Here is a 23,673-nt window from a genome sequence, read left to right on the forward strand (position 1 = left end):
CCGCAGCCGCCGCCGTTTGCGCTCACGGCAACGTGATCGTGCGCGTGAATTCGCCTGTCACGTTCGCACTCGTCGCAACACCGAAGACCGGGTGTACCGTCTTGGCGCCGCTAGCGGCCAGGCCCATGTAGTCGCCGAGGAAATGACCCTCCGCAAAGGGAGCGTCAAGGATGTTGAACGAAGCATCGGTCAGCTTGCGTTCGTTACCCCAATTGGCGGCGTTCTTGCACGCCGTGGCGGTCGAGCAGAAGACCGCGAAATAGTCGGTGCCCTCGAATCCGGCAGGTGTGTTCGTGTCGTTACGGAAATCGTAGTAGGTCACCACGATCGTACTGCCGTCGCCCGACGCTACCACCGCTGGAATGAAAGCCTGCTGCCGGCAGGGGTTCGTCCCGTTCGCCGGCGTCTGGTTGATCATGACGGGTGTCGACCAGCTAGCCCCGCCGTCATCCGATTCGCTGAAGACGATCCCTTCAATCGGAATCGAGCCCGTGGGTGTGGTGCAAGTCGCGGATGAAAAGCGATCGTCCTGCCAGGTGAGGTAGATCGCCCCCGAAACGGGGTTCACCGCGGCACTGTAGAGAATGGCGGCATCGCGTACCGGCTTGCCGCTGTCAGGCGTGACCACGCCGTTTCCGGCCTCGTAGATATCGTTGGTGAATGTCGGCGCCGACCAGTGGCCGCCTTTATCCACGGACTTGATATAGCCAATGCTCAAACCCGTGGCCGGCGTCACATTGATCGCCGTGAAGAAGTCGAGCAGGGTTCCATCGGGCAACACGCGCACCATGTTGTCGATGGTCTGTGCGTTCGTGCCCGGCTGGTAGATCGGCGCGGCCGTGCTCCATGTCACACCGTTGTCGGTGGACCGCGAGAAGAAGCTCGGGCCGGTGTAATTGAACTTGAAGACGGGCGCGCCGCCCGCGGCGGACGCTGCAGCGTTGCGCAATTGCTGCGCGATCAGGACGCCATCGTTTTGCGCGAGCAACTGGGCGCCTTCCTTCGTTTGCGGGAAAACACTCAACTGATCCCAAACCGCATAGACGTACTTGTTCGCAGTCGGATCCGCAGTGAGCGAATTCTTGTCGTTGAGCACGTGCGGCGAGTTGCTGCGGATGAGCGTAGCGGGAGGCTGCCACGTTGCGCCGTGGTCGGCGGAACGGCTGACCAGCATGCCGCTATTTCGCGCACCGAACGGCGTCGTCGGCTTTGCGGGATCCAGTACCAGCGAGAAGAAAAAGGCCGTTCCGTCCTGCGCAAAGTCTACCCAGGGATCGGAAGCGCGCCGGAACTTACCGCCGGTACAGTCGGTCACCCCGGACGGAATCGTATTGGTCCACGTGCTCCCTCCATTGGTGGAGACGACGCCGACGAGTCCGCGCGAACCGCCGTTGCTCCAGCGGTCCTGCTGGTGGCCGGCGAGCAGGCGAGACGGGTCGGTCGGATCGACCGCGACCCAGGGCTCGATCGAGGTGGCGGGAAAGAGGACGCTGCCGAATGCCGATTCCTGCGCGTGCACCTGGTCGGCGGTGCAGCCGCTAAACGGGTCGCCCCCGGCGACCTGCACGAGCGATCCCAGCGTTTGCGCTTGCGCGCCTGGGCCGATCAGGCATGCGAGCGCGATGACGCCGCCCCCCGCAATGCCCTGACAAACGAACCGGGATAGGCAACTGCAATGGATTTTCATTCGGAGCCTCGCGAAAAAGGTATGCAGATGGCCGCCTGTCGATTACCGGCGCCGTGGTGTCTGCACCGTCAACTCCTGAGGGAAGCGAAAACGACCTGACGCAGCAAAAACCGAACCTGGTTCGTTCGCCTGGACAGATAGCGGTGCATCGACCCAAACACACTAGTTCGTGGTCGCCCCAATCGTGTGAAAAATTCATCGCGTATGCCGCTTTGACGCGCCGCGTCCCCGATTCTATTGAACTGGTATGAGGAATGCAGGGCGAACGCAGAAGCATGTATGCGCTTGCAGAAACAGCGGTGATAGCTGCGCCTTGGCCCAACCGGCTCAGTCTCGGGCTTTCAAAGACGTCAGTCTTCTATTTGGAATACTTATTTATCAGGCCGCGCAAGGGCGACGAAGGCGGGGATTCAAGCGAAGGAGAACGGAGCGCGAGAACGCGCGCACGGAACGCGTGGCAATCAACCGCCACGGTTTGAAGCAGAGGTTCGCGCCGCCCACATGGGCAGGCGCGATGCTTACGCTTTACAGCGGCGTAATGCTCGAGGCTTGGAGCCCCTTCGGACCACGCTTGGTCTCGTAGCTGACCTTCTGGCCCTCGGCAAGCGTCTTGAAACCCGTGCCGCGCACTTCGGAGAAGTGAGCGAAGAGGTCGTCGCCGCCCTTGTCCGGGGTGATGAAGCCAAAGCCCTTGCTGTCGTTAAACCATTTAACGGTACCGGTTTCCACTAGAAAATCCTTAATTTGACAAATAAAAACACGCGCGCCCTGACGAGCGGCGAATAAAAAATCGAGCGGGAGAAGTCAACGAGAGCCGCGAGTCGCGGCAAATGATGAGCAGACACACCTGGAAGATTCGAACGGTGAAGGTACGCGGTATCGGTGGCCACGTCAAGGAATTTTCTGCGGCCCGCCCGAGAAGGCGCGCCCGCCCCGCCACATCGCAGCATCCGAGGTCATAACGCCTTCCAAAAAGAGGGCCGCCGCTCTCGCATGGAGAGCGGTCGCTTCCGATGCGCGTTCAGCACTACATGCCCATGCCCGTTCCTTCTCCGATGCCTGCGCCCGTGTTCGAACCGGTGTTCGTCCCCGGAATCGGAGTTGTATTCAGGTCGATCCGCCCATACACCCCATCGGCTTCGTCATTCGGCCCCGCCGCGAAGAACAGCGTATTGGAAGGCTGATTGCTGAGGTCGTTGCCGAACGCGATGCCCCACACGCCGTGTTCGACCAGCGGACTTCCGTTCGACGCGCTGAGTGGTCCCATCGACTGCCCGCTCGATGCGTTGAACGCGTTGATCGTCCCGTCGCCGAAATTGCCGATCAGTATCGCGCCGCTCATCGAGCCGAAGTTCCCGGGCGCTTGCGCGACGCCCCATGGCGCGTTTAGCGGACCGCCCGTCGCGAACCGTTGCTTCAGGTTGCCGGCCGTGTCGTACATGTCGACCATGCCGAGTCCCGTGCCCGCAACGTCGTCGTGCTTCGCGGCGTCTTGCATCGCGTAAGTGACGAACAGGTTTGCACCGATCGCCTGGATGCCGAACGGTGCGAACCCGGCCGGAATCGCCGGGTCCGAGAACGCACCGGGCATTGCGACCTTTGCGAAAGCGGTGTTGAAGACGTCGATCTTGTTGTTATGAAAGTCGGTCGCGTAGAGGAAGTTGCTGTTGTTCATCGCGGCGAGCGCGAGGCCCTTGTACACGGCGCCCCCCGTCCCATCGTCGTACATGACGAATGCGCTGGTCGGCGCGACGGCGGGCGCCCACGCCGTAATGGTGCCGCCCTCGCCCGCGAAAATGAACGCCGCGGCCCCTGACTTGCCGGTTTCCGTGACGGTGAAGCTTTGTGTGCCGTTGAAAACGATGCCCGTGGGCGATGCCGAGCCGTTCTTTCCCGCCGGTATCGTCACGATCAGCGATTGCGGCACGCCGTTGCCGTCATAGAGCGTCGCGACATTGGTGCCGTTGTCGGCCACCCAGGCGAACCCTTTCGGATTGAAGGCGACGCCCCAAGGGTTCTTCAGATTGACGTCGGTATGCGCGGCGGGCACCGCGCCGTCGGACACGAGGGCCGTCGCGGTGAACGACGACAACTGGATGGGCGGGCTCGTGCTGCTGGAACTGGAGCCAGACCCGCCACCGCATGACACGAGCGTCGCGATGGCCGCGCCGCATGCTACGACACCGAATACGTCGAATCGTGACTTCATGACCGCACTCCTTCTGCCCAAAGGACCTTACGGTCAATGAACGAGAAGGACGCGACGATTATTCCTGCGGCCAGCAGCTTGTTTCGCGACGTAATGGCGTGCGATCGCCATCGCTGAACCGGCTAGCCAGGCGCGAATGAAGGGAAACGAAAACTGCATCCAGCCTATTCCAACCGGCGGGAGAGACAGTGTATGCGCGCAACGTGCCGTCCTCCGGCGCGACCAGCGTCTACGGCCTTTTCGCCGTCAGGTAAGCAATGCGCTCGGCGCCGAACTGTTGTCCGCTTTCGAAAATCGCCCGCATTCGCACTTCCAGGTACGTGCGCTCTTCGCGGGTGAAATTCTCCTCGAGGACTTCTTTCAGGGTGGGCGCCAAAGGGTGGGGCGAGGTGAGAAGAAACGTTTCCCAGGGGAGGCTGTCCTCCGTTCGCACATCGATATGCAATTCCAGATGAATATCCGTGAATCCGGCGTCGATGGCAAAGCGAACAAGGTCGCGCTCGCCGTAGTTCGTGATGGGCAGCGCGCGCACCTTCTCCTCCGTATCGGGGTACTGTGCCGCCCGGCATCGCAGCAGGAGGGGGAAAAACGGATCGTCGGTGTTGAACGCACGCTGATCGACCAGTCGCTTGAGCATGCAGACCTCGAGCGCTTCATCACGCAGGATCGGCTCCGCGATGGCCAGGCGGCCACCCGGCTTGAGGATGCGGTACAGCTCGCGCATTGCAGCGGGCTTGTCTTCCACATACGCCAGAACCGCGCGCATCGTCGCCGCATCGACTGCCTCATCGGCAATGCCTTGCAGATTCTCGGCAGAGCCGTGTACGAATGCGCACTGCCCGTTCACCCCGAGCGTTCGGGCAGTCGCTTCCGCGTGCCGCAGCAAGGGGCGCGAAATATCTGTCATGACCACCCGGATCGCAGCACCAGCCCGCTCGATTGCCCGAAAGCCGACCAGACCGTCACCCGTACCGATGTCGGCCAACACTATGTCGGAACGAAGGCTAACGGAATCCAGCAAACGGTCAGCGTACTTCGTGATCTCGGCACGGACGGTATGCTCATGGGCGCGATCTTCGCCGTGGCGCTGCCCGAGAATCCATGCGGACCAGTTGTCATGAGTGACATCGTTCGTGAGCGGCGACAAAGTAACTTTCCAGGAGGCGTGAGCGATCCGCGCGATGGTAGCTTGGTATGCTGACGAACACCTTAACGAAAGCAGATTTTCGACACGGGCGCCGAGCTTTTTGAGGCAAAGGCGTGTCCGCTTTTAACCTGAATGAAAGTCGCTTTCATTCCGTGAAACTGCGCCAACGATTTTGCGCATCGGACGGTGGCCGCCAGGGCTTCTACCCCTAACCCACGCAAATACCTGGCACTGCGACCTTTTGAAAGAGATGCGGCGAAGCGACGGCCGAGGAAGGATAAGCCGCGAGGCTCGATCTTAGATCCGGATGAGAAAACGCCGCACGAAAGTGTGCGGTGGATTCCCAGACAGCGGAATTCATGTACGTTGGCTTTTCTCCGAGTGCGCGATGAAGCTGAGTCGAAATGAACCCGGCTTGTTGCTTCATGAACGCTGCGTCGTCCTGCCAGACCTTGAGGAATATCGGCTCATCGGCGGGATCGAGTGTGAAGACGTTCACGAGCACAACAGGAGCGGCCTCGGTCGCCAGTTGACGGTCGATCGCAAAGGAAGGGTCAAGCGGTCGCAACTTCCGATGGGTTGACTGTCAACGAGATCAAGGCCGCGCATCGGGTCATCATGAAATTGCAGAAGAATCTGGACGCAATGACCGAAGCCGATGACATCGATTGCGCGCTCCATCATCGTTCCCTCGCGGGCCGCTGCGGCATGCAATGCGGCGGAAATACGTGATCGAGTCCTCTGCCACGCGGCAATCACAGGTGACAAGGCGCGCCGGTCGCTCGACAATGCTTTGCGAAAGACGGCCGTATGCGCTGGTTTCCAAACGTCTTTTTCAATGCGGCGTAGCGCGCGACTCCCGCCAGCGGATTTTTTTGACTTCGTGTCCGTCGGCATGCGGCCCGTGCGTCATTGTGATGGCGGCCCGTTGCAATTCATCCGCCTCAACCCCATGACGGAGGCTCAAATGGAATACCTGTTGATGATCTATTCGGAAGAAAAGCGCTGGAGCCAGATGACTGACAGCGAGCGGCAGCAAGGCGTTGCCGCCTATCATGCATACACCGAATCGTTGCAGAAGGCGGGCGCGCTGGTGGGCGCAAACCGGCTGCAGAACACGAACACGGCCACGACCGTACGGCTCGTCGACGGCAAGCCGCAGGTGCTCGACGGGCCGTATTCCGATTCGAAGGAGCAGCTCGCCGGTTATTACCTGATCGACGTGCCCAACCTCGATGCGGCAATGGCGTGGGCGTCGCGTTGTCCCGGCGCGGCGCACGGCATCATGGAGGTGCGCCCGGTCTGGACCGCACCCTACGATGCGCCAGCGGGTGCATGAGCCAGTCCGGCGGCGGCCGTCACGCTGACGCCGCCGCGCATTCGATAGCCGAAGCGGTCGCGCGCCGCAGCTACGGCAAGCTCGTCGCGCTGCTCGCCATGCGCACGCGCGACGTCGCCGCGGCCGAGGACGCACTCGCCGAAGCGTTCGCGGCCGCGCTCGCAACCTGGCCGCAGCACGGCTGCCCGGCCAGCCCCGAAGCGTGGCTGATGACGGTTGCGCGCCGTCGGGCGATCGATGGCGCGCGTCATCGCCAGGTCGGCGACGCGGTGGCGAACCAGCTCGCGATCCTCGCCGACGAAATCGACGAGTGCGAGCCCGGCGCGTTGCCCGACCGGCGGCTCGCGCTGCTGTTCGCGTGCACGCACCCCGCGCTCGAAGCCGCGATTCGCACGCCGCTGATGCTGCAGGTGGTGCTGGGACTCGAGGCGAAGACGATTGCGTCCGCGTTCCTGACGTCGCCCGCCGCGATGGGCAAACGCCTCGTGCGGGCGAAGACCAAGATCCGCGAAGCGGGCATTCCGTTCAGCGTGCCCGAGCGCGAGGAGCTGCCCGGCCGCCTGGCTGCAGTGCTCGAAGCCGTCTATGCGGCGTACGCCGAAGGCTGGACCGACCCGGTCGGCGGCGACGCCGAGCGTCGCGATCTCGCCGACGAAGCGCTGTATCTCGCACAGCTGCTCGTCGAGTTGCTTCCCGATGAACCAGAGACGCTGGGCCTGCTCGCGCTGATGCTGTTTGCGCAGGCGCGGCGCGGTGCGCGACGCGATGCGGCCGGCGATTACGTGCCGCTCTCGGCTCAGGATCCGGCTACATGGAACGCGCCGATGATCGAAGCAGCCGACGCCCTGCTCCGGCGCGCGAACGCGCTCAACGCGATCGGGCGCTTTCAGCTCGAGGCCGCGCTGCAGTCTGCGCACGTGCATCGCTGCTTGACGCGCCGCCCGAATTGGCACGAGATCGTGCAGCTCTACGATGGTCTGCTCGCCATTGCAGCATCGCCGGTGGTTGCGGTGAACCGCGCGCTGGCACTGGCGGAACGCGACGGCCCGCAGGCGGCGCTCGACGCGCTCGCGCCTTATGCGGACGATCCGCGGCTCGCCGACTACCAGCCCTACTGGGCCGCGCGCGCCGATCTGCTCGCGCGTGCCGGCGCAACGGCCGACGCGCTCGGCGCATACGATCTCGCAATCGGCCTCGAACGGGACCCGGCCGTGCGCCGGTTCCTGCAGCGCAAGCGTATGGCGCTTTCATTGGCGAACGTGCACGGCCGGGATGGACGGCAAGACCATGAATGATGATGCGGCGTCGAGCACGTCGCCATGCCCCAACTTTTTGCACCATATTTACGGGCTTGTCTCTACGCTATACGAAGGCGATCCCTGGATCGATCTTCGTGCTTCCGTGCTCATGCGGTAACGCTGAGCCTCTTCGTGACGAGAGCGAGCGTGCTGAAAATCCTCATACCCATCTTCGACCCCCACGGCGCGGAAAAAGCCGCGCGCCATAGCGCGTTCCTCTTCGCCCGGCGCTGCGTGGCCGAAGTCGAAATCGTGGAGGTCCTGGAAGACGTCACCATCGAACGCACCAGCGCGTTCTGGTCGCAGGACGAACTACGCGAACAAAGCCAGCGCCACCTGAGCCGCGCGCTCAGTGAAACCTGCGCGATTCTCGACGATGCCGGGGTGCCCTATACCTCGAGCTACATGTGCGGGCCCTTCGTGCGAAGCGTGTCCCGTCGCGTCGAAAGCGGCCATGCCGACATCGTCGTCGTCGATGCCAGCCATCTCGGCATGCTGCGCAAGCTGGGCATGCTCTTGAAGCTTTGGCGGCTGCGCGCGACACCGGTCACGCTGCTGCATTGAGGCGCCGGTGCGCTTCCCCTGCGCGCGCCCCTTGAGGGATGCGCCGACCAACGTCTAGAACGCGCCGCTGCGCATATCGCCGCCCTTGCGGTAATTTCGGTTGCTTTGCTCGGGATCGCGGTTCACCAGAGGTCGCGCATAGAGCGGATGACGCAGGCTCCGCACCTCGTGTTCGAGCTTGAAGCACTGCCCTCCGGTCACGGGATCGGCGATGTCGGCGAAGCGATATTGATGAGGCTCCTCGCCGTATGTCAGCCCGCGTTGCGCGAGCCAGGCGTAGGGTTTGGAGAAATTCGCGACGTACACCTGAATATGATGCCCGTCGTACTCCGGGATCGCCGCGCGCGTTTCAGCAAAGACGAGTTGCTGATGCGTTCCCACGGCGACTACCGCTTGCTGCAAACCGTAGCTGTCCCGAACGTCGGCGGGCGCATCGAAGACCTCGTGGTAAAAGGCGGCAATCGATTCCGCGCTGCCGGCCGGCACATCGAGCTGCACATAAGCGATGCCGAGATCGAGGTCCGACCACGGCGCTTGCCCCTGAAAAGCATCCCGATCGAGGCAGTCGTAACGGTTTCCCCAGGGACACGTCACCTCGACGCGATCGTCGCGCTCCACCCATCCGAACGCGGTTCCGTCGAGCACCGGCTGAACTCTGTGCAGTCGTGCGACGAGCGCCTCGCGCGGCCCCACGACCAGCCCGGCGTGCCCGCGCAAGCGCTGGGCTTCGCCTTGTGGCAAGTGGATCTGTGAACGGCCAATGTTGATCCACATATTGGTCACGCCCGTCATCACAAAGGGATCGCGCGTGAGCCCGAGCCCGCTGACGTAGAACGCCGTCGCGAGACGCTGGTCCGGTATCGTGAGGTTGACGTGCTCGAGCAGCACGAGGTTGCCCGTGTCCTCGAGTGTGTACGCTGAACGTTTCATCTTTTCGCCTTCGGAGAATGCATCGCGTCGGGAGACGCCATGGTAACGAAAGCGCACGACGGATGTCGGCTAGCCCAAGCCGCGATGACTCCGGCACCGTTCAAAAATGTGCGGCGTCCCGCACAATTTCGTTTTTGTCCACTCGACCATGGGATTTGATTCCCGCTATTATCGCGCGTAGTGCATCACGTCTTTTCGCCGGCGCTGGCCACTCGGCGCAGGCATCCTGATTCATCAGTTTTTTTTCGAAGCATGCAGCACATGCCTGCATGAGCGGCGCTTTACGCGCCGGCGCCTGAATCCTCTGATCCCCGCAGGACTGCCGGGCAACGGTCACCGGCGACAGGAGAGACGTGGCATGATTGGCAACCTTATCGACATTGCAAGGCAAATCCGGCAGAGCGAAGGTTTCAAGAACGCGCTCAACACGCCGGTACGCCTTTCCCTGCATGCGCGGCAGCGCTTGAACCGCGGTTACTTCGTCATCGAGATCCGCGCCAATTCAGGCTTTTTCTCCGTGATGCAAATCGTTTTGTGCTGCCTCCTGTATTGCGAGGAAAGGAATTTGACGCCCATGATTTCGGCGCGTGGCGGCAGTTATGGCGACGCCGAAGGCAAGGTGGACTGGCTCGGCGAATGCTTTGACAACATCACGCCGGTACCCGTGCCGCCCTCGGGCCTGCATTTGCGAACGTCCATCGTGAGCGATCTGAGCGATCTGGGATTTCGTCGTTACGAGCTGGGCCTCGAACTCAAGCGCGCGAGCACAGTGTTCCTGTCGAACTTTCGGCCGGCAACGGCGATTCGCGCAGAAGTCGAAGCAATACGGCGGCGGCTCCACATTGGTGCGTCGACGTTAGGGGTGCATTTTCGCGGCACCGACAAGAAATACGAAGCGCATACCATCGAATGGGATGCGCTTTGCCGCAGGGTCGAGGAAACGCTCGCCGCCGAGCCCCAGCTGACGAACATCTTCGTATCGAGCGACGAACAACCCTTCCTCAATTTTTTCGTGAATCGCGGTTTCGCCGTGCCCGTCAACGTGGCGCCCGCCAGGCTGCTCTCGACGGGCGAGAAGCCCGTGCACTTCAGCGGCCATCCCGGACTCGCCATCGGCCGCGAGGCACTCGTCGCGAGCCTGCTGCTCGCGAGTTGCGGGTATCTGCTGAAGACCCCTTCGTACCTCTCGGGCTGGTCGAAGGTTTTCAATCCATCGCTGCCCGTGAAGCTCGTTGTGCCGCCGCGCGACAGTGCTTTCTGGTTTCCCGATAACCAGATATGGACCGAACAGCAAACGAGCGGCGGCGACCTCGCGAATCTCGAGGATCTGCAAATCGCACAATCGGATCCGCCTCTCACTGAAACCGGCTCGACCGCCTGAAGTTGCGGTTTTTCATCGCCCTTGGCACTCTCGCGCTTCGTTCTCGAGAACGGCGGCAAACCTGCCTCGCGCTACGAACCCGAAAGTGGCAGGCGCTAGTGGACGCGCTACGCGACGCACTTCACGCGGCCGCCAGACGCGACGGCGCGAACGCGCCGAACGCGTTGCTGCGCAGTCACGCAATCGGGACAGGCCGCTTTCGCCGCCCATAGTGGCTTCATTTAAAGCGCTGGACGGCACGTCGATGGATGGGAGCTCCGTACCTTGCTGCGCCGGCACGAAAACACGGGCAAGTTCGAAAAGGATGCGTCTGAACATCGGACATTCTCCGGGATGACTACTGCTCCGGACGCCCTTGCCCGATGAGTGTCTAATCTGTCCGCCGCGATGCCTGTGATCGCATTGGGCCAGCGTCGATGCTGGCCACGTGTCCGGACCGCTTGCATCTGACATTCCATCAGCGTGCATTCTCCGTGGACAAAATTCCGGGGACAAGCCTTTGCGCGAAGATCGATTGCCGGCATGGAGGCAACCGCGAACGACGAGGTATGCATCGCCTGGCAACGCGCCTCACTTGAGCGCCGCCACCGCTTCGATCTCGCCCGCGACCGGCACGCTGCCCGACGGGCTCATCATGCGCGGCTGCAGCATCAGCGCGACGAGCCCTGTCCAGCCGGTCTGGTGCGAGGCGCCGACGCCGCGCCCGTTGTCACCGTGAAAGTACTCGTGAAACAGCACGAGATCGCGGCAACGCGGATCGGCCTGCAGTAGCGGGTACGTGCCCATGACCGGGCGCTCGTTGTTGCGGTCGAGCAGGAACAGCGTCGTGACGCGATGCGCCAGCTCGTCGGCGATTTGCGCGAGCGACAGCTTGCTGCCCGAGCCGGTTGGATACTCGACGAGAAAGTCATCGCCGTAATAGCGGTGGAATTCGTACAGCGACTCGATCAGCAGATAGTTGACGGGCATCCACACCGGACCGCGCCAGTTCGAATTTCCGCCGAACACGCGCGTATCCGATTCGGCGGGAAGGTATTTGACGGAGAAGTTACAGCCGTTGTGCCGATAGACGAAAGGCGTTTCGAGATGAGCGCGCGATAGCGCGCGCACGCCATGGTCAGAGAGAAACTCGGCTTCGTCGAGCACGCGGCGCAGCAGCGCCTTCATCCGGTGCCCGCGCAACAGCGAGAGCAGCAGCGTGTTGCCCTTGCCTGGCTCGTTCCAGCGCGAGACGAGCCGGGCAAGATCGGGCCGGTGCTGGAGGAACCAGACGAGCCGGTCGCGCAAACCCGGCAGGCCGCCGTGCACCCGCTCCTCGAGCACGCGCACCGCGAAGAAGGGAATCAGCCCGACAATCGAGCGCATACGTAGCGGCACGCTGGTGCCGTCCGGCAGCCTGAGCTTGTCGTAGAAGAATTCGTCGATGCTGTCCCAGAGGCCCGTATCGCAGCCGTCGTCGCAACTCACCGCGCCGGCGATATAAAGAAAGTGCTCGAAGAACTTCACGCCCATGTCGACGAACACGTGATTCGCAAACGCGAGTTCGAGCGCGATGCGCATGAGGTCGAGTGCGTATGCGGCCATCCATGCGGTGCCGTCCGCCTGATCGATGTGGCCGCCCGTCGGCAGCGGCGACGAACGGTCGAAGATGCCGACGTTGTCGAGCCCCAGAAAGCCGCCCTGGAAGATGTTGTGGCCGTCCGCATCTTTGCGATTCACCCACCACGCGAAATTCAGCAGCAGCTTATGGAAGATCAGTTCGAGGAAATCGCGGTCCGCCTTGCCCGTGATCGAGCGGTCGATCTCGTACACGCGCCATGCCGCCCACGCGTGCACCGGTGGATTCCCGTCGCCGAACGCCCATTCGTACGCGGGCAGCTGTCCGTTCGGATGCTGATAGCGGTCCTTCACCAGCAGCAGCATCTGCTTCTTTGCGAACATCGGATCGACCAGCGCGAAGGCGACCGCCTGGAACGCGAGATCCCATGACGCGTACCACGGGTACTCCCACTTGTCCGGCATCGAGAGGATGTCCGCGTTACACAGATGCCGCCAGTCGCCGTTGCGCCCGTGCTGGCGTGCCGCGGGCGGTGTGGGCTGCAGCGGGTCGCCTTCTATCCAGCGATTCACGTCGTACTGGTAGTACTGCTTCGACCACAGCATGCCCGCGAGCGCCTGGCGCTGCACGAGCCGCGCGTCGGCGCTTTCGATGTCGCGCTGCAGGGCCTCGTAGAACGCATCCGCTTCGGCGATGCGCTGCGCGAACAGCCTGTCGATGTCGAGCGGCACCTCTTCCCTGGGCGCGGACAGCGAGCGCCAGCGCAGCGTGACGGCGGCGCGTCCGTGCGCCGCCAGTTCGAGACGAACGCGCGCGGCCGCCTTCGTGCCGGTGTCGCGGCGGATCGCGTCGTGGCGGCCATGCACGACATAATCGTTGATGCCGTCCTTGAACGGGCCGGCGCCGTCCATGCCGAATAGCCGCTGCACGTTGGTGTCGTTCTCGCAAAAGAGCCATTCGACACTCGCCCCCTCGTTCGACGCAGCCGTCACGACAAGCGGCTCGTGCGAGTTATCAGCGCCGCAGTGCGCGACCACATGCTCGCCCGCCGACGACGAGACGAGCGCGAGCGACGGCTTGCTGCTCGTGGGCTTCCACGACCAAGTATTGCGCGCCCAGATCTGCGGCAGCACGTCGATCGACGCATGCTGCCCCGCGCGGTTCTCAACCGTCACGCGCATGACGATGTCATCCGGCGTGTGCTTCGCGTATTCGATCTGCACATCGAAATAACGTTCGTCGTCGAATGCGCCTGTATCGAGGATCTCGTATTCGGGCAAACCGGCGCCGCGCCGCGCGTTCTCCTCGATCAGATCCTGGTAGGGAAACGCGGCTTGCGGGTACTTGTATAGCATGCGCATATAAGAATGCGTCGGCGTGCTGTCGAGGTAGAAGTACAGCTCCTTCACGTCCTCGCCGTGATTGCCCTCTTCGTTCGTGAGGCCGAACAGACGCTCCTTCAGGATCGGATCGCATCCGTTCCACAGCGCGACCGAGAAGCACCAGCTGAGCCGCTCGTCGGCAAAACCGGCCAGGCCGTCCTCGCCCCAGCGATAGGCGCGCATGCGCGCGTGATCGTGCGGAAAGTAGTCCCACGCGGTGCCGTGCTCGCTATAGTCCTCGCGCACCGTGCCCCACTGGCGCTCGCTCAGGTAGGGGCCCCAGCGTTGCCAGCGGGCATAGTCGCCCGAGTACAGGCGTTGGCCTTCAACGGTGTGGATGAGGCCGGCGGCGCGCTGCAGCATGGGCATCTCCTTCTACTCGGACCTTGGCGTCGGATATTGCGCGGCGCGCGAGCGCGTCGAGAGTCACATGCTAGCGCGGTTTGTCCGCACACTGGGAATACAGCGGATGCTGCGGTCTTAGCACGCGTCGCCGAGCCGTTCGAGCACGCGCAGCAGTTCGCCAAGCGACCACGCCTGGAACGGTGTGCCGCCCGGCAGATGCGGCGCATCTCCATCGGCGACTTCGGAAACATGATCGAGCCCCGCATGGTCGAGATGCGCGAGCAGCGGCGCCACGAAATGCGCATGCGCGTGCGCGCGTTGCGCCGCGCCGTCGCCATTCACGCGCAGCCACGCCTCCACGAAGGGTCCGAGCAGCCAGGGCCAGACGGTGCCCTGATGATAGGCGCCGTCGCGCTCCAGGACACCGCCCCGGTATCGGCCGCGATAGGCGGGGTCCGACGGCGAGAGCGTGCGCAACCCCATCGGTGTGAGCAGATGCGCTTGAACCTGCGCGACGACCGCGCGCGCCGCATCGCCTTCGAGCAGCGCGAACGGCAGACCGCCGATCGCGAAGATCTGATTGGGCCGGATCGAGCGATCGACGGCGCCCTGAACATGATCGACGTCGATCACGTCGAACAACGCGCCCGTCGACGGATCGACGAAGCGCGCGGCGAACGAGGCGCTGGCGCGCGCTTCGAGTTCGCGCCAGCGCGTGTCCCATGCGCAGGCAATGCGCAGTGCGTTGATCCACAGCGCCTGAATTTCGACCGGCTTGCCGATGCGCGGCGTGACGACCCAGTCCCCCGCCTTCGCATCCATCCACGTGAGCTGCACGCCCGGCACGCCGGCGCGCAGCAGCCCATCGCGCGGATCGACGGCGATCGCATAGCGGGTGCCGCGCGCATAGCCGTCCAGGATCGCGTCGACCGCGCCTCGCAGCACGTGCCGCGCCGCGTCCGGCACGTTCGCTGCGGCGAAATAATCGTGCACGGCGACGACGAACCACAGCGATGCATCGACCGAGTTGTATTCGGGCGCACCGCCGGCGTCGGGAAATCGGTTCGGCAACATGCCTTCGGAAACCGTCGACGCCCATTCGAGCAGGATCGCGCCCGCCTCTTCGTAGCGGCCATTCGCGAGCAACAGGCCACGCATCGCGATGAAGGTGTCGCGGCCCCAGTCGGTGAACCATGGGTAGCCGGCGACGATCGTGCGGCCATCGCCGCGCGTGACGACATAGGCATCCGCCGAGCACGCCAGGCGCGAGCCGCGCGACGCCCGGCGCAAGGCCTCGAAGCCGGCGAGCAGCACGGCGCGGCTCGCGGCGCTTTCGCTGGCTTCACGCACCGTATTGGCCGTGTCACCGAATGGTTCCGCGCGCAACAGGATCACGGCGTCGCCTTGGCCGAGATCGAAGGAGAACACGCCGGGCGTCGCGAGGTCCTCTACGCAGTCGAGACCGCGCTCTCGTTCGCGCACATAGCAGAAGTTGCGGTACCAGTCCGGCGCATGCGCATAGCTTCCGTTCGAGCGCGCGACGATGGCAGGAAGATTGCCGTACGGTTGCCAGCGCACCCGCTCGCCGTCGATCTGCGCGTCGAACACGAACGCCGGATTCTCGTGATGCAGCGCGTGGTAATCGCGGCCGGACATCAACGGGCGCACTTTCAGCACCGGCGCGGCTGCATCGCTGCGCGCCGCTGCTTCGAGGCGCCAGCGCAGCACGGTCTCGCAACTGGCCTTTGCAACGAAGACTTCGGCGGTGAGCACGCCGCCGTCGTCCAGCCGGTAGCGCCATGTCGGCCACGGCGACGTGTCGAAGCTCGCCATGCGCTGCGTGGTATCGGGCGCGAGGATATCGGGCGCGTAGCGCTGCATCGTCAGCGCAGTCTTGGAGCCCCCGTATTCGAGCCACGCCTCGATGCCGTTGACGAGCACCACGCGGCCGGTGGGCGGCTGCGTCGCCGCCAACAGCAGTGCGTGGTAGCGGCGCGTACGCGCGGTGCCGGCCGTGCCCGACGCGAATCCGCCCGAGCCGTCGGCTTCGAGCCACTCGTCGTCGAGGCGGGCAGCATCGATGGGGCTCTCGAGGCGCGTCATCGGATTGACCAGGCGCTCGCCTACGGGTTGAAGCGTTTCACTTCATCGCGCCAGTAATGCTGCTGCCGCCAGCCGAGCAGACCTTTGAGCTTTTCGTTGCTGAGCAGCGTCTCGAACTCGCCGAGCGCCTTCTTGACCGGCACGCCGGGATAGTACCGGTCGAGCAGCACCTGGGTCGGCAGGTCGGAGGACACATCGTCCGCAGCGACATTCATGATCTCGAAGCCGAGCCCGTCCGTTTCGATCGCCAGCCTGCACGCATTGGCGAGGTCCCGCCCGTCGATATAACTCCATGCAATGCGCTTGCGCAGCGCGGGATCCTTGAGCCATGTAGAGAACTTCGCGTAGTCGTCGGGATCGAGCACGTTGCCAATGCGAAAACAATAGATATCCGAACCCGTGCGCGCCTGGAACGCTTTTGCCGTCACTTCGTTGACCACTTTCGACGTGGCGTAGCTGTCCATCGGATCCACCGGATAGTCCTCGTCGAGCGGAAAATACGCGGGATCGCGATGCCTGTGAGCGAACACCACGCCGTACGTCGTCTCGCTCGACGCCACGATCACCTTGCGCACGCCCAGCTTCGAGGCCGCATCGAGAATGTTGTACGTGCTCATCACGTTGATGCGGTAGACCTCGTTGTCGGTCGTCAGCATGATGCGCGGGATCGCTGCAAAGTGAACGATCGCATCGATCGGCTTCGGCTCCAGGTCGTCGGCGAACTCCACCGGCGCGGTGGTCGAAGCGATCGCATTGAAAACCTGGCCGGCGTCGGTGATGTCCGCGATCAGCGTGCGCGCCGTGCGCTGCGGCATGGGCACACGGTCCAGATTCAACACTTCGTAGCCATGCTTGACCAGGTCCTCGACCACCCATTTTCCGGCGAGGCCGCTGCCTCCCGTCACAATCACTCGCTTCGTCATGTGCTTCTCTCCTCCAGTCTGTTTTCAGGGGCGACCGCCAACTGTCGTGATGGTCGCGCAATTTCAGCCGCGCTGCTTCGATCGAAAAATCATTGAGTGACCCGGCCGTCAAACCTCGATACCGAGCGCAACGATCCGCCGGTACAGCGTCGCGCGCGCCATGCCGATCTGCGCGGCGGCTTTCGTGACGTGGCCGCCCGCCGCGCGCAACGCATCGGTCAGGAAGCGACGCTCGAAATCGTGCATCGCCTCTTCATACTGTTGCACACCGGCGCGATCGGGCGAGGCGGCAAGCGGTGTATCGCGCCGGTCGTGAGCCATGTCGCGCGCCTCGTCCTCGGCCCGATGCCCGCGCCCGTCGCCGATGAAGCGCGCGAGCGAACGCGCATCGATTCGCTCGTTCTCCGATAGCAGCACCGCGCGCTCGAGCGTATTGCGCAGCTCGCGCACGTTGCCTGGCCAGCTGTACGCGCACAGCACCGCGAGCGCATCGCGGTCGAGTTCGAGATGCACGGCTCCGCTTTCCACGGAAAGCTTGTCGAGGATCGCATAGGCCATCGCCTCGATGTCGGCGAGGCGCTCACGCAGCGGCGGCACGCGGATCGTCAGCACGTTGATGCGGTAGTAGAGATCCGCGCGAAACCTGCCCTGCGCTACCAGCGCGGGCAAATCCGCCGAGGTTGCCGCGATGATGCGCACGTCGGTATGCACGATGCGATTCGAGCCGAGCGGCTCGAATTCCTGCTCCTGCAAGACTCGCAGCAGTTTACCCTGCAGCGCCAGGGGCATGTCGCCGATCTCGTCGAGAAACAGCGTCCCGCCCTGTGCCAGTTCGAACTTGCCGATGCGCCCCTTGCGGTCCGCACCCGTGTAAGCGCCGGCTTCCGCGCCGAAGAACTCCAGTTCCAGCAGCGTGTCGGGAATCGCCGCCACGTTCACCGTCACGAGCGGCCCGTCCGCGCGGCCGGACGCGCCGTGTATGGCGTGCGCAAGCAGTTCCTTGCCCGTGCCCGTTTCGCCGAGCAGCAGCACGGGCGACGCGAGACGCGCGGCCCGGCGCGCCTGGCGCTTGACTTCGAGACTCGCGGCGCTCGTGCCGATCAGGCTGGAGAAGCTGTACTTCGCGCGACGCACCTGCGCAAGCGACTGGCGCGTGCTGATCAGCTCGGCGCGCAACCGCGCGTACTGGCTGAAGAGCGGCGAGAGCCCCTTGAGCTCGTTGAACAGCACGAAGCCGACCGCGCCGATCGTTTCGCCGTTGTCGTCCTTGATCGGCAGTCGCGTGACGACGATCGGGTCGCGATCGGTTTCGAGAATGTCGAGGAGGATGGGCTCGCCGCCCTTCACGACCTCGCGCATCATGCTGTTCGGAATGACGCTTTCGCAATCGAGGCCGATCACCGCCGCCGGGTCGTCGAATCCGAAGCGTGCCGCGTAGTCCTTGTTGATCCAGACGACGCGCGCGTTGCGATCGACGATAACGGTGCCTTCGCTGAACTTGTCGAGTGATTGAAAGAGCGATTGCATCGCCAGCTTGCGCACGTGGTCGAAGTCGGCCAGCAGCGCGGTCGTTTCGATTTCCATTCGGTTCTTTTCGTCGGTCGGGCCGTTGCGGCCATGGATTCTCGTTTTCGGGACCGATTATCCCAGAAATGAGAATGCGCCGCGCGCCCGAGATTCATGGGCCTGCGCGGCGGATCGGATTGCGGGCGCGTGCTTTTGCGCCCATGCCGTCTCAATTCCGGGACACCTTGCGGCCACAACCATCCCGGCCGATGCCGGGCACCCGCCGCTGGCCGGCATCGCGCCCTCTCCCGCTGGGCTTGCAGCCCCTTGGCACATATCGTGCTGTATTGCGCGGTCGTGCCGGCAACGGCGCGCAGAACAAACACACCTGCACGAATAAACCCAACTGGAGACAAGATGTCCTTTGTGATCGTGATCGCCGCTTTGGCGTTCCTGATGTTCGTGGCCTATCGCGGCTACAGCGTCATCCTCTTCGCGCCCATCGCCGCACTAGGCGCCGTCCTGTTGATCGAACCCGCCGCTGTCGCACCCGTCTTTTCCGGCATCTTCATGGAAAAGATGGTGGGCTTCGTGAAGCTCTACTTTCCCGTGTTCCTGCTAGGCGCCGTGTTTGGCAAGGTCATCGAACTCTCGGGCTTTTCCGAAGCGATCGTCCACGCCGCCATCCGCTATATCGGCCGCTCGCGCGCGAATGCCGTGATCGTTGCCGTATGCGCACTGCTCACGTACGGCGGCGTGTCGCTCTTCGTCGTCGTGTTCGCGGTGTATCCGTTCGCCGCCGAACTCTATCGCCAGAGCAATATTCCCAAGCGCCTCATGCCCGGCGCCATCGCACTCGGCGCATTCACGTTCACGATGGATTCGCTGCCCGGCACGCCGCAGATCCAGAACATCATCCCCACCACGTTCTTCAAGACCACTGCCTGGGCCGCGCCCTGGCTCGGCGTGATCGGCTCGCTCTTCATCATCGTGGTCGGCCTTTCGTACCTCGAATGGCGCCGCCGCAGCGCCATGGCGAAGGGTGAAGGCTATGGCACGTCGCTCGTGAACGAGCCCGACCGCGTGGAGACGGGCAATCTTCCGCATCCGGCGCTGGCCATTGCGCCGCTCGTGCTCGTTGGCGTCGCCAACTTCGTGCTGACGAAATGGATTCCGCAGTGGTACGGCGAGAGCTTCACCGTGGCACCCGACGTGCTGCCCGGCATTCACGCGCCCGTGACCGTGGCCGTAAAAAGCGTCGTGGCCATCTGGGCCGTGCAGGGCTCACTGCTGCTCGGCATTCTGCTTGTCATCGCGACGGCGTTCGGCCGCGTGAAGGCGCGTTTCGCGGCCGGCACGAAAATGGCCGTGAGCGGCGCGCTGCTCGCCACGCTCAATACCGCTTCCGAGTATGGCTTCGGCGGCGTGATCTCGGCCCTGCCCGGCTTCCTCGTGATCGGCAATGCGCTCAAGGCCATTCCGAATCCGCTCGTCAACGCCGCTGTGTCAGTCTCCGCGCTCGCGGGTATCACGGGCTCCGCTTCGGGCGGCATGAGCATCGCGCTGGCCGCGATGTCGGACACCTTCATCAAGACCGCGCAGACCATGCACATTCCGATGGAGGTCCTCCACCGTGTCGTGGCCATGGCGAGCGGCGGCATGGACACGCTGCCGCACAACGGCGCGGTGATCACGCTGCTCGCGGTCACGGGCCTCACACACCGGGAGTCATATCGCGACATCTTCGCCGTGACCATCATCAAGACGCTCGCCGTCTTCTTCGTCATCGCCGTGTTCTACCTCACCGGTATCGTCTGACCGGCATTCACACGAGGCTCACTCATGCACCACACCAACAGGCCCGCCCTCGCGGGAAAGACCGCCGTCGTCACCGGGTCGACGAGCGGCATCGGGCTCGGCATCGCGACCGCGCTGGCCCGCGCGGGCGCCAACCTCGTCCTGAACGGATTCGGCGACCCGACTGGCGCACTCGCCCAGATCGAAGCCACCGGCGTGCGCGCCGTGCATCACAACGCGGACATGAGCCGGCCGGCCGAGATCGAAGCGCTCATCGCCTTCGCAGCACAGACGTTCGGCGGTCTCGACATCCTCGTCAACAACGCAGGTATTCAGTACGTCGAAACAATCGAGAACTTTCCGGTCGAGCGCTGGGATCAGATCATCGCGATCAATCTGAGCGCGACGTTTCACGCGACGCGCGCGGCGCTTCCCATCATGCGCGCGGCGGGCTGGGGACGCGTGATCAATGTCGCGTCGGTGCATGGGCTCGTCGGGTCGGTCGGCAAGTCGGCGTATGTCGCGGCCAAGCACGGCGTCATCGGGCTCACCAAGGTGGCCGCGCTGGAAACGGCGCGCAGCGGCATTACCGTCAATGCGATCTGCCCGGGCTGGGTGCTCACGCCCCTCGTGCAGAAGCAGATCGACGACCTCGCCCATCGCGAGGCGCTGTCCATCGAAGATGCGACCCTCAAGCTGCTGGGCGAGAAACAGCCGTCAGCACGCTTTGCGAGCGTCGAGCAGATTGGCGGCGTGGCCGTGTTCCTGTGCTCGGAGGCGGCCAGCGAAATGCGTGGCGCAGAGCTCAAGGTCGATGGAGGATGGCTCGCGCAGTAAGGGCGACAGCGGCGCGGGCTCGCGCAACGAGTTGCCCTGAACGATACGACGGCTGAATGCCAAGGGCTGGCCGGGGGGGCCGGTCATCCATCGACGACTTTAGCGGTGCGCTTGCATTCTGGCCGCCAGGTTCTCACCCACACGCGCGGGTTCGCCGCGATGATTTCGGTGGCTGATCGGTCTCGTGAACGTCACAACCACCTGCCCGACCTGCTTCGACGGCTGCTCGATCGCCCTCGCAGGCAGGCTCCGGGCTACACTCCCGCCCGCCGGATGGGCTCTGGGCGGCGCAACGGCGGCCCACCCCCGCAACGCCCAGTTCTAGTGCTTTTGCGAGCCGGCGCCCTGGCCGGTGCTGCGATCCGAGGGCTGCTCCGTCTGCCGCCCCGTTTTTCCGGCTTCCGCCACGGTGCTGGCCGTGTCCCTGGCGTCCCTCGCGCTGCGCTCCGCGAGGCTCGACACGTTTTCGGCGTTCTGGCGAATCACGCCCGAAAACTCGTCCGCCGTCCTGGCGGCCGAATCGGACACTCTACCGACCTGCTCGGCCAGTGTTCGCATGCTTTCTTGCTGGGCGCCCAGCTGTTCCCGGGTCCACTGAGCCAACCCGGCCTGCACATCACACGCAAGCTCGAACATTTCGCGTGCATAGGACTGTGCCTTGTCCGGCGAGGGGAAGGCCGCGGCTATCAGATCGGGGCGGGTATCGGCACGTCTTTGTTCCGCGGCAACCCGTTTGGCGTCCTCATGCGCCGCATTCATCATTGACCGCGACGCTTCGGCCGCCAGATCCGTGGTGGTCTTAAAAGCGTCGATCCCTTTCGAAGCGAGTCTGAAAAACAGGTTTGCATTGGCCTGCTGCAAATTCCAGAACGTCGAATACATATGGCTGCTCCTCATGGTTATGCCGCTGATTGCGACTTCCGTGGTGCAGCAATCGGGATGCCTCGAGTCGCAGATGCCGCGCCGGGGATCGCGCCCTGGATCAAAATCCTTCCGTGGAGCTATGGCTCGAACCTGACGCGGCTAACCAGTTCGCTGCCCGCTGGCGACCCGCGATCGGCATGCCCGTGAGGCTTCACGCGCTCACCAGGCTTCTCGCACGATAAAGCCGATCAACCATGGATGCTGCATTGGCTTGCCGCCGAAAGGCGTTGGCGGGACGTGGCCGGGCTGGACGGTTAGTTGCACGATACGCATGAAATATCTACGCGGAATCCATGTTCTACACTCTGAGGGTCGTCTTTCGACATCCGTATCCGCATGATCGACAATCGGCGAACACGCACTTTGTGAGTGACATCAGTTGTCCAGGAAAGGAGCGCACCATGGCGACCCCATCTCTGCCCGGCGGTACGACGGTCGATGAAATCGCGGACGACATCTATCGCATTTCCACTCCGGTCGAACTGCCGGGTGGCGGCGGATTCTCGTTCAACCAGTACCTGATAGTCGACGACGAGCCGCTGCTATTTCATACAGGATTGCGCGCGCACTTTGCGAGCGTGGCGGAAGCCGTCGAGCGGATCATGCCGCTCGACCGGTTGCGCTATATCGGGCTCTCGCATTTCGAAGCCGACGAGTGCGGATCGCTCAACGCGTTTCTCGCAGCGGCGCCGCATGCGGAGCCGCTATGCGGCAAGATCGCGGCCATGGTCTCCGTGAGCGACTATGCCGACCGGCCGCCACGCGCGCTCGAAAACGACGAAACGATTTCGCTGGGGCAGCGCAGCGTGCGCTGGCTATATACGCCGCATCTGCCGCACGCGTGGGAATGCGGCTTCCTCATGGAAACTACGTCGGCAACGCTGCTCTGTGGTGACCTGTTCTCGCAGGGCGGCTCCCGTCACCCGGCGCTGACTGAGGGCGATATCCTCGAACCGAGCGAGGCCTTCCGTCACAAGATGGATTACTTCTCACACACGAGAAATGCGCGCGACATGCTCGAAGGCCTCGCTGCGTTACAGCCAACGACTCTGGCCTGCATGCACGGCAGTGCCTGGCGCGGCAACGGCGCGGCCCTGCTGCTCGCGCTCGCCGATAGCGTCGAACATAGGTAGGCGCCAAGGCGGGATCGCGCGCGGGCGCCGCGATCAGGCATCCGCCTCCAGCGTGACGCCGGCACCGCGAATCACCTGAAGATACGCGAGCGTATCGCCGACGGCTGCCGTTGCCTGCTCTGCGAGCCTGCGCATCTGCGCGGATTTTTCTGCGCTTGCCATCATCGATTCGAGCGCGTCCGCGTGCGCGAACCCGTGAGCCGCGGCGGCACCGAGCACGGCATCGAGAACACGCCGGGCGGCCACGCGGGCGTCGATCGGCGCGAGCGATGCGCGGTACGTGAGAAAACCCGCCATCAGCAGAAACTCGGCAGGGCTGATATGCCGGCCATTGCCAACCGGCACGCCGTTCGTATTGCCGTGATCCAGCGCCATAAATCGCCTCCCACTTTGGGACACCGAGCATCGTGAACGCACGCGCGGTGTCATTAACGTAAGGGATTTCCCGTAATCCGGGTTGCCGCGCGCGGCGCCGCACGCCGCGTAGAGAAGATCACTCTGCCAACCCCCGTACCGCTGTGGAAAGCAGGTTCCGGAAAATATAGTACAGAAAGGATCGTGCCCGCCAAAGAATGCGACAAGGTTCGACTTGGGGTTAATACCAGCCCCG

General features: G+C 63.7%; 20 protein-coding genes. 7 read left to right on the forward strand and 13 right to left on the reverse strand.

Going from position 1 to position 23,673, the window contains the following annotated elements:
• Nucleotides 1-22: 22 nt before the first annotated feature.
• The 6 genes from VSR34_RS17545 to VSR34_RS17570 all read right to left on the reverse strand — a co-directional run bounded on the left by VSR34_RS17545 (nucleotide 23) and on the right by VSR34_RS17570 (nucleotide 5,940).
• Nucleotides 23-1,687: a sialidase family protein gene (locus tag VSR34_RS17545; protein WP_342963074.1), complete on the reverse strand. Its 1,665-nt coding sequence runs from the start codon at nucleotides 1,685-1,687 to the stop codon at nucleotides 23-25.
• Nucleotides 1,688-2,212: 525 nt separating this feature from the next.
• A complete protein-coding gene (locus VSR34_RS17550; RefSeq protein WP_028212843.1) occupies nucleotides 2,213-2,416 on the reverse strand; it encodes a cold-shock protein in 204 nt (67 codons plus the stop codon).
• 298 nt (nucleotides 2,417-2,714) lie between these two features.
• The gene (locus tag VSR34_RS17555) at nucleotides 2,715-3,896 is read right to left on the reverse strand and encodes a TIGR03118 family protein (RefSeq protein WP_342963075.1); all 1,182 of its coding nucleotides are present in this window, start codon (nucleotides 3,894-3,896) and stop codon (nucleotides 2,715-2,717) included.
• Nucleotides 3,897-4,125: 229 nt separating this feature from the next.
• Nucleotides 4,126-5,043 carry a methyltransferase domain-containing protein gene (locus tag VSR34_RS17560; protein WP_028212845.1) on the reverse strand — a complete coding sequence of 306 codons (918 nt, stop codon included), beginning with the start codon at nucleotides 5,041-5,043 and terminating at the stop codon, nucleotides 4,126-4,128.
• 208 nt (nucleotides 5,044-5,251) lie between these two features.
• The gene (locus VSR34_RS17565) at nucleotides 5,252-5,611 is read right to left on the reverse strand and encodes an antibiotic biosynthesis monooxygenase family protein (protein WP_342963076.1); all 360 of its coding nucleotides are present in this window, start codon (nucleotides 5,609-5,611) and stop codon (nucleotides 5,252-5,254) included.
• Nucleotides 5,539-5,940 (reverse strand): hypothetical protein, encoded by a 402-nt coding sequence (locus VSR34_RS17570; protein ID WP_342963102.1) that lies wholly within the window; start codon nucleotides 5,938-5,940, stop codon nucleotides 5,539-5,541. The genes VSR34_RS17565 and VSR34_RS17570 overlap by 73 nt, the downstream gene beginning before the upstream one ends.
• A gap of 70 nt (nucleotides 5,941-6,010) precedes the next feature.
• Between VSR34_RS17570 and VSR34_RS17575 the strand changes: the two genes are divergently transcribed.
• The 3 genes from VSR34_RS17575 to VSR34_RS17585 all read left to right on the forward strand — a co-directional run bounded on the left by VSR34_RS17575 (nucleotide 6,011) and on the right by VSR34_RS17585 (nucleotide 8,244).
• Nucleotides 6,011-6,382, forward strand: a complete 372-nt coding sequence (locus VSR34_RS17575) for a YciI family protein (RefSeq protein ID WP_342963077.1) — start codon at nucleotides 6,011-6,013, stop codon at nucleotides 6,380-6,382.
• On the forward strand, nucleotides 6,379-7,677 hold the full coding sequence (locus tag VSR34_RS17580) for a DUF6596 domain-containing protein (protein WP_342963078.1): 1,299 nt from the start codon (nucleotides 6,379-6,381) through the stop codon (nucleotides 7,675-7,677). Before VSR34_RS17575 ends, VSR34_RS17580 begins: the two co-directional genes overlap by 4 nt.
• 150 nt (nucleotides 7,678-7,827) lie before the next feature.
• Nucleotides 7,828-8,244 carry a universal stress protein gene (locus tag VSR34_RS17585; protein ID WP_028212847.1) on the forward strand — a complete coding sequence of 139 codons (417 nt, stop codon included), beginning with the start codon at nucleotides 7,828-7,830 and terminating at the stop codon, nucleotides 8,242-8,244.
• Between the two features lie 54 nt (nucleotides 8,245-8,298).
• Here VSR34_RS17585 and VSR34_RS17590 read toward each other — a convergent pair whose 3' ends face one another.
• The gene (locus tag VSR34_RS17590; RefSeq protein ID WP_342963079.1) at nucleotides 8,299-9,132 is read right to left on the reverse strand and encodes a glyoxalase/bleomycin resistance/dioxygenase family protein; all 834 of its coding nucleotides are present in this window, start codon (nucleotides 9,130-9,132) and stop codon (nucleotides 8,299-8,301) included.
• A gap of 400 nt (nucleotides 9,133-9,532) precedes the next feature.
• On the opposite strand from VSR34_RS17590, the gene VSR34_RS17595 reads away from it, so the two are divergent.
• A complete protein-coding gene (locus tag VSR34_RS17595; RefSeq protein WP_342963080.1) occupies nucleotides 9,533-10,555 on the forward strand; it encodes a hypothetical protein in 1,023 nt (340 codons plus the stop codon).
• A gap of 570 nt (nucleotides 10,556-11,125) precedes the next feature.
• On the opposite strand, the gene VSR34_RS17600 is transcribed toward VSR34_RS17595, so the two are convergent.
• The 4 genes from VSR34_RS17600 to VSR34_RS17615 all read right to left on the reverse strand — a co-directional run bounded on the left by VSR34_RS17600 (nucleotide 11,126) and on the right by VSR34_RS17615 (nucleotide 18,450).
• Entirely contained in the window at nucleotides 11,126-13,864 is a 2,739-nt protein-coding gene (locus VSR34_RS17600; RefSeq protein WP_342963081.1) for a glucosidase, read from the reverse strand.
• A gap of 111 nt (nucleotides 13,865-13,975) precedes the next feature.
• Entirely contained in the window at nucleotides 13,976-15,943 is a 1,968-nt protein-coding gene (locus tag VSR34_RS17605) for an amylo-alpha-1,6-glucosidase (protein WP_342963082.1), read from the reverse strand.
• A gap of 20 nt (nucleotides 15,944-15,963) precedes the next feature.
• Entirely contained in the window at nucleotides 15,964-16,866 is a 903-nt protein-coding gene (locus VSR34_RS17610; RefSeq protein WP_342963083.1) for an NAD(P)-dependent oxidoreductase, read from the reverse strand.
• 108 nt (nucleotides 16,867-16,974) lie between these two features.
• Nucleotides 16,975-18,450, reverse strand: coding sequence for a sigma-54-dependent Fis family transcriptional regulator (locus VSR34_RS17615; RefSeq protein WP_028231396.1), 1,476 nt, complete (start codon nucleotides 18,448-18,450; stop codon nucleotides 16,975-16,977).
• A 339-nt stretch (nucleotides 18,451-18,789) separates the two neighbouring features.
• Between VSR34_RS17615 and VSR34_RS17620 the strand changes: the two genes are divergently transcribed.
• Nucleotides 18,790-20,190, forward strand: coding sequence for a GntP family permease (locus VSR34_RS17620; RefSeq protein WP_342963084.1), 1,401 nt, complete (start codon nucleotides 18,790-18,792; stop codon nucleotides 20,188-20,190).
• A 24-nt stretch (nucleotides 20,191-20,214) separates the two neighbouring features.
• The gene (locus tag VSR34_RS17625) at nucleotides 20,215-21,006 is read left to right on the forward strand and encodes a 3-hydroxybutyrate dehydrogenase (RefSeq protein WP_342963085.1); all 792 of its coding nucleotides are present in this window, start codon (nucleotides 20,215-20,217) and stop codon (nucleotides 21,004-21,006) included.
• A 321-nt stretch (nucleotides 21,007-21,327) separates the two neighbouring features.
• Here the strand turns inward: VSR34_RS17625 and VSR34_RS17630 are convergent, their stop codons facing one another.
• Nucleotides 21,328-21,888 (reverse strand): hypothetical protein, encoded by a 561-nt coding sequence (locus VSR34_RS17630; RefSeq protein WP_342963086.1) that lies wholly within the window; start codon nucleotides 21,886-21,888, stop codon nucleotides 21,328-21,330.
• A gap of 443 nt (nucleotides 21,889-22,331) precedes the next feature.
• On the opposite strand from VSR34_RS17630, the gene VSR34_RS17635 reads away from it, so the two are divergent.
• The gene (locus VSR34_RS17635; RefSeq protein WP_342963087.1) at nucleotides 22,332-23,063 is read left to right on the forward strand and encodes an MBL fold metallo-hydrolase; all 732 of its coding nucleotides are present in this window, start codon (nucleotides 22,332-22,334) and stop codon (nucleotides 23,061-23,063) included.
• Between the two features lie 33 nt (nucleotides 23,064-23,096).
• Here the strand turns inward: VSR34_RS17635 and VSR34_RS17640 are convergent, their stop codons facing one another.
• The gene (locus tag VSR34_RS17640) at nucleotides 23,097-23,438 is read right to left on the reverse strand and encodes a hypothetical protein (RefSeq protein WP_028212856.1); all 342 of its coding nucleotides are present in this window, start codon (nucleotides 23,436-23,438) and stop codon (nucleotides 23,097-23,099) included.
• Between the last annotated feature and the right edge of the window lie 235 nt (nucleotides 23,439-23,673).

It is taken from the genome of Paraburkholderia sp. JHI2823 (genome assembly GCF_038900695.1).
Taxonomy (GTDB): Bacteria; Pseudomonadota; Gammaproteobacteria; order Burkholderiales; family Burkholderiaceae; genus Paraburkholderia; species Paraburkholderia mimosarum.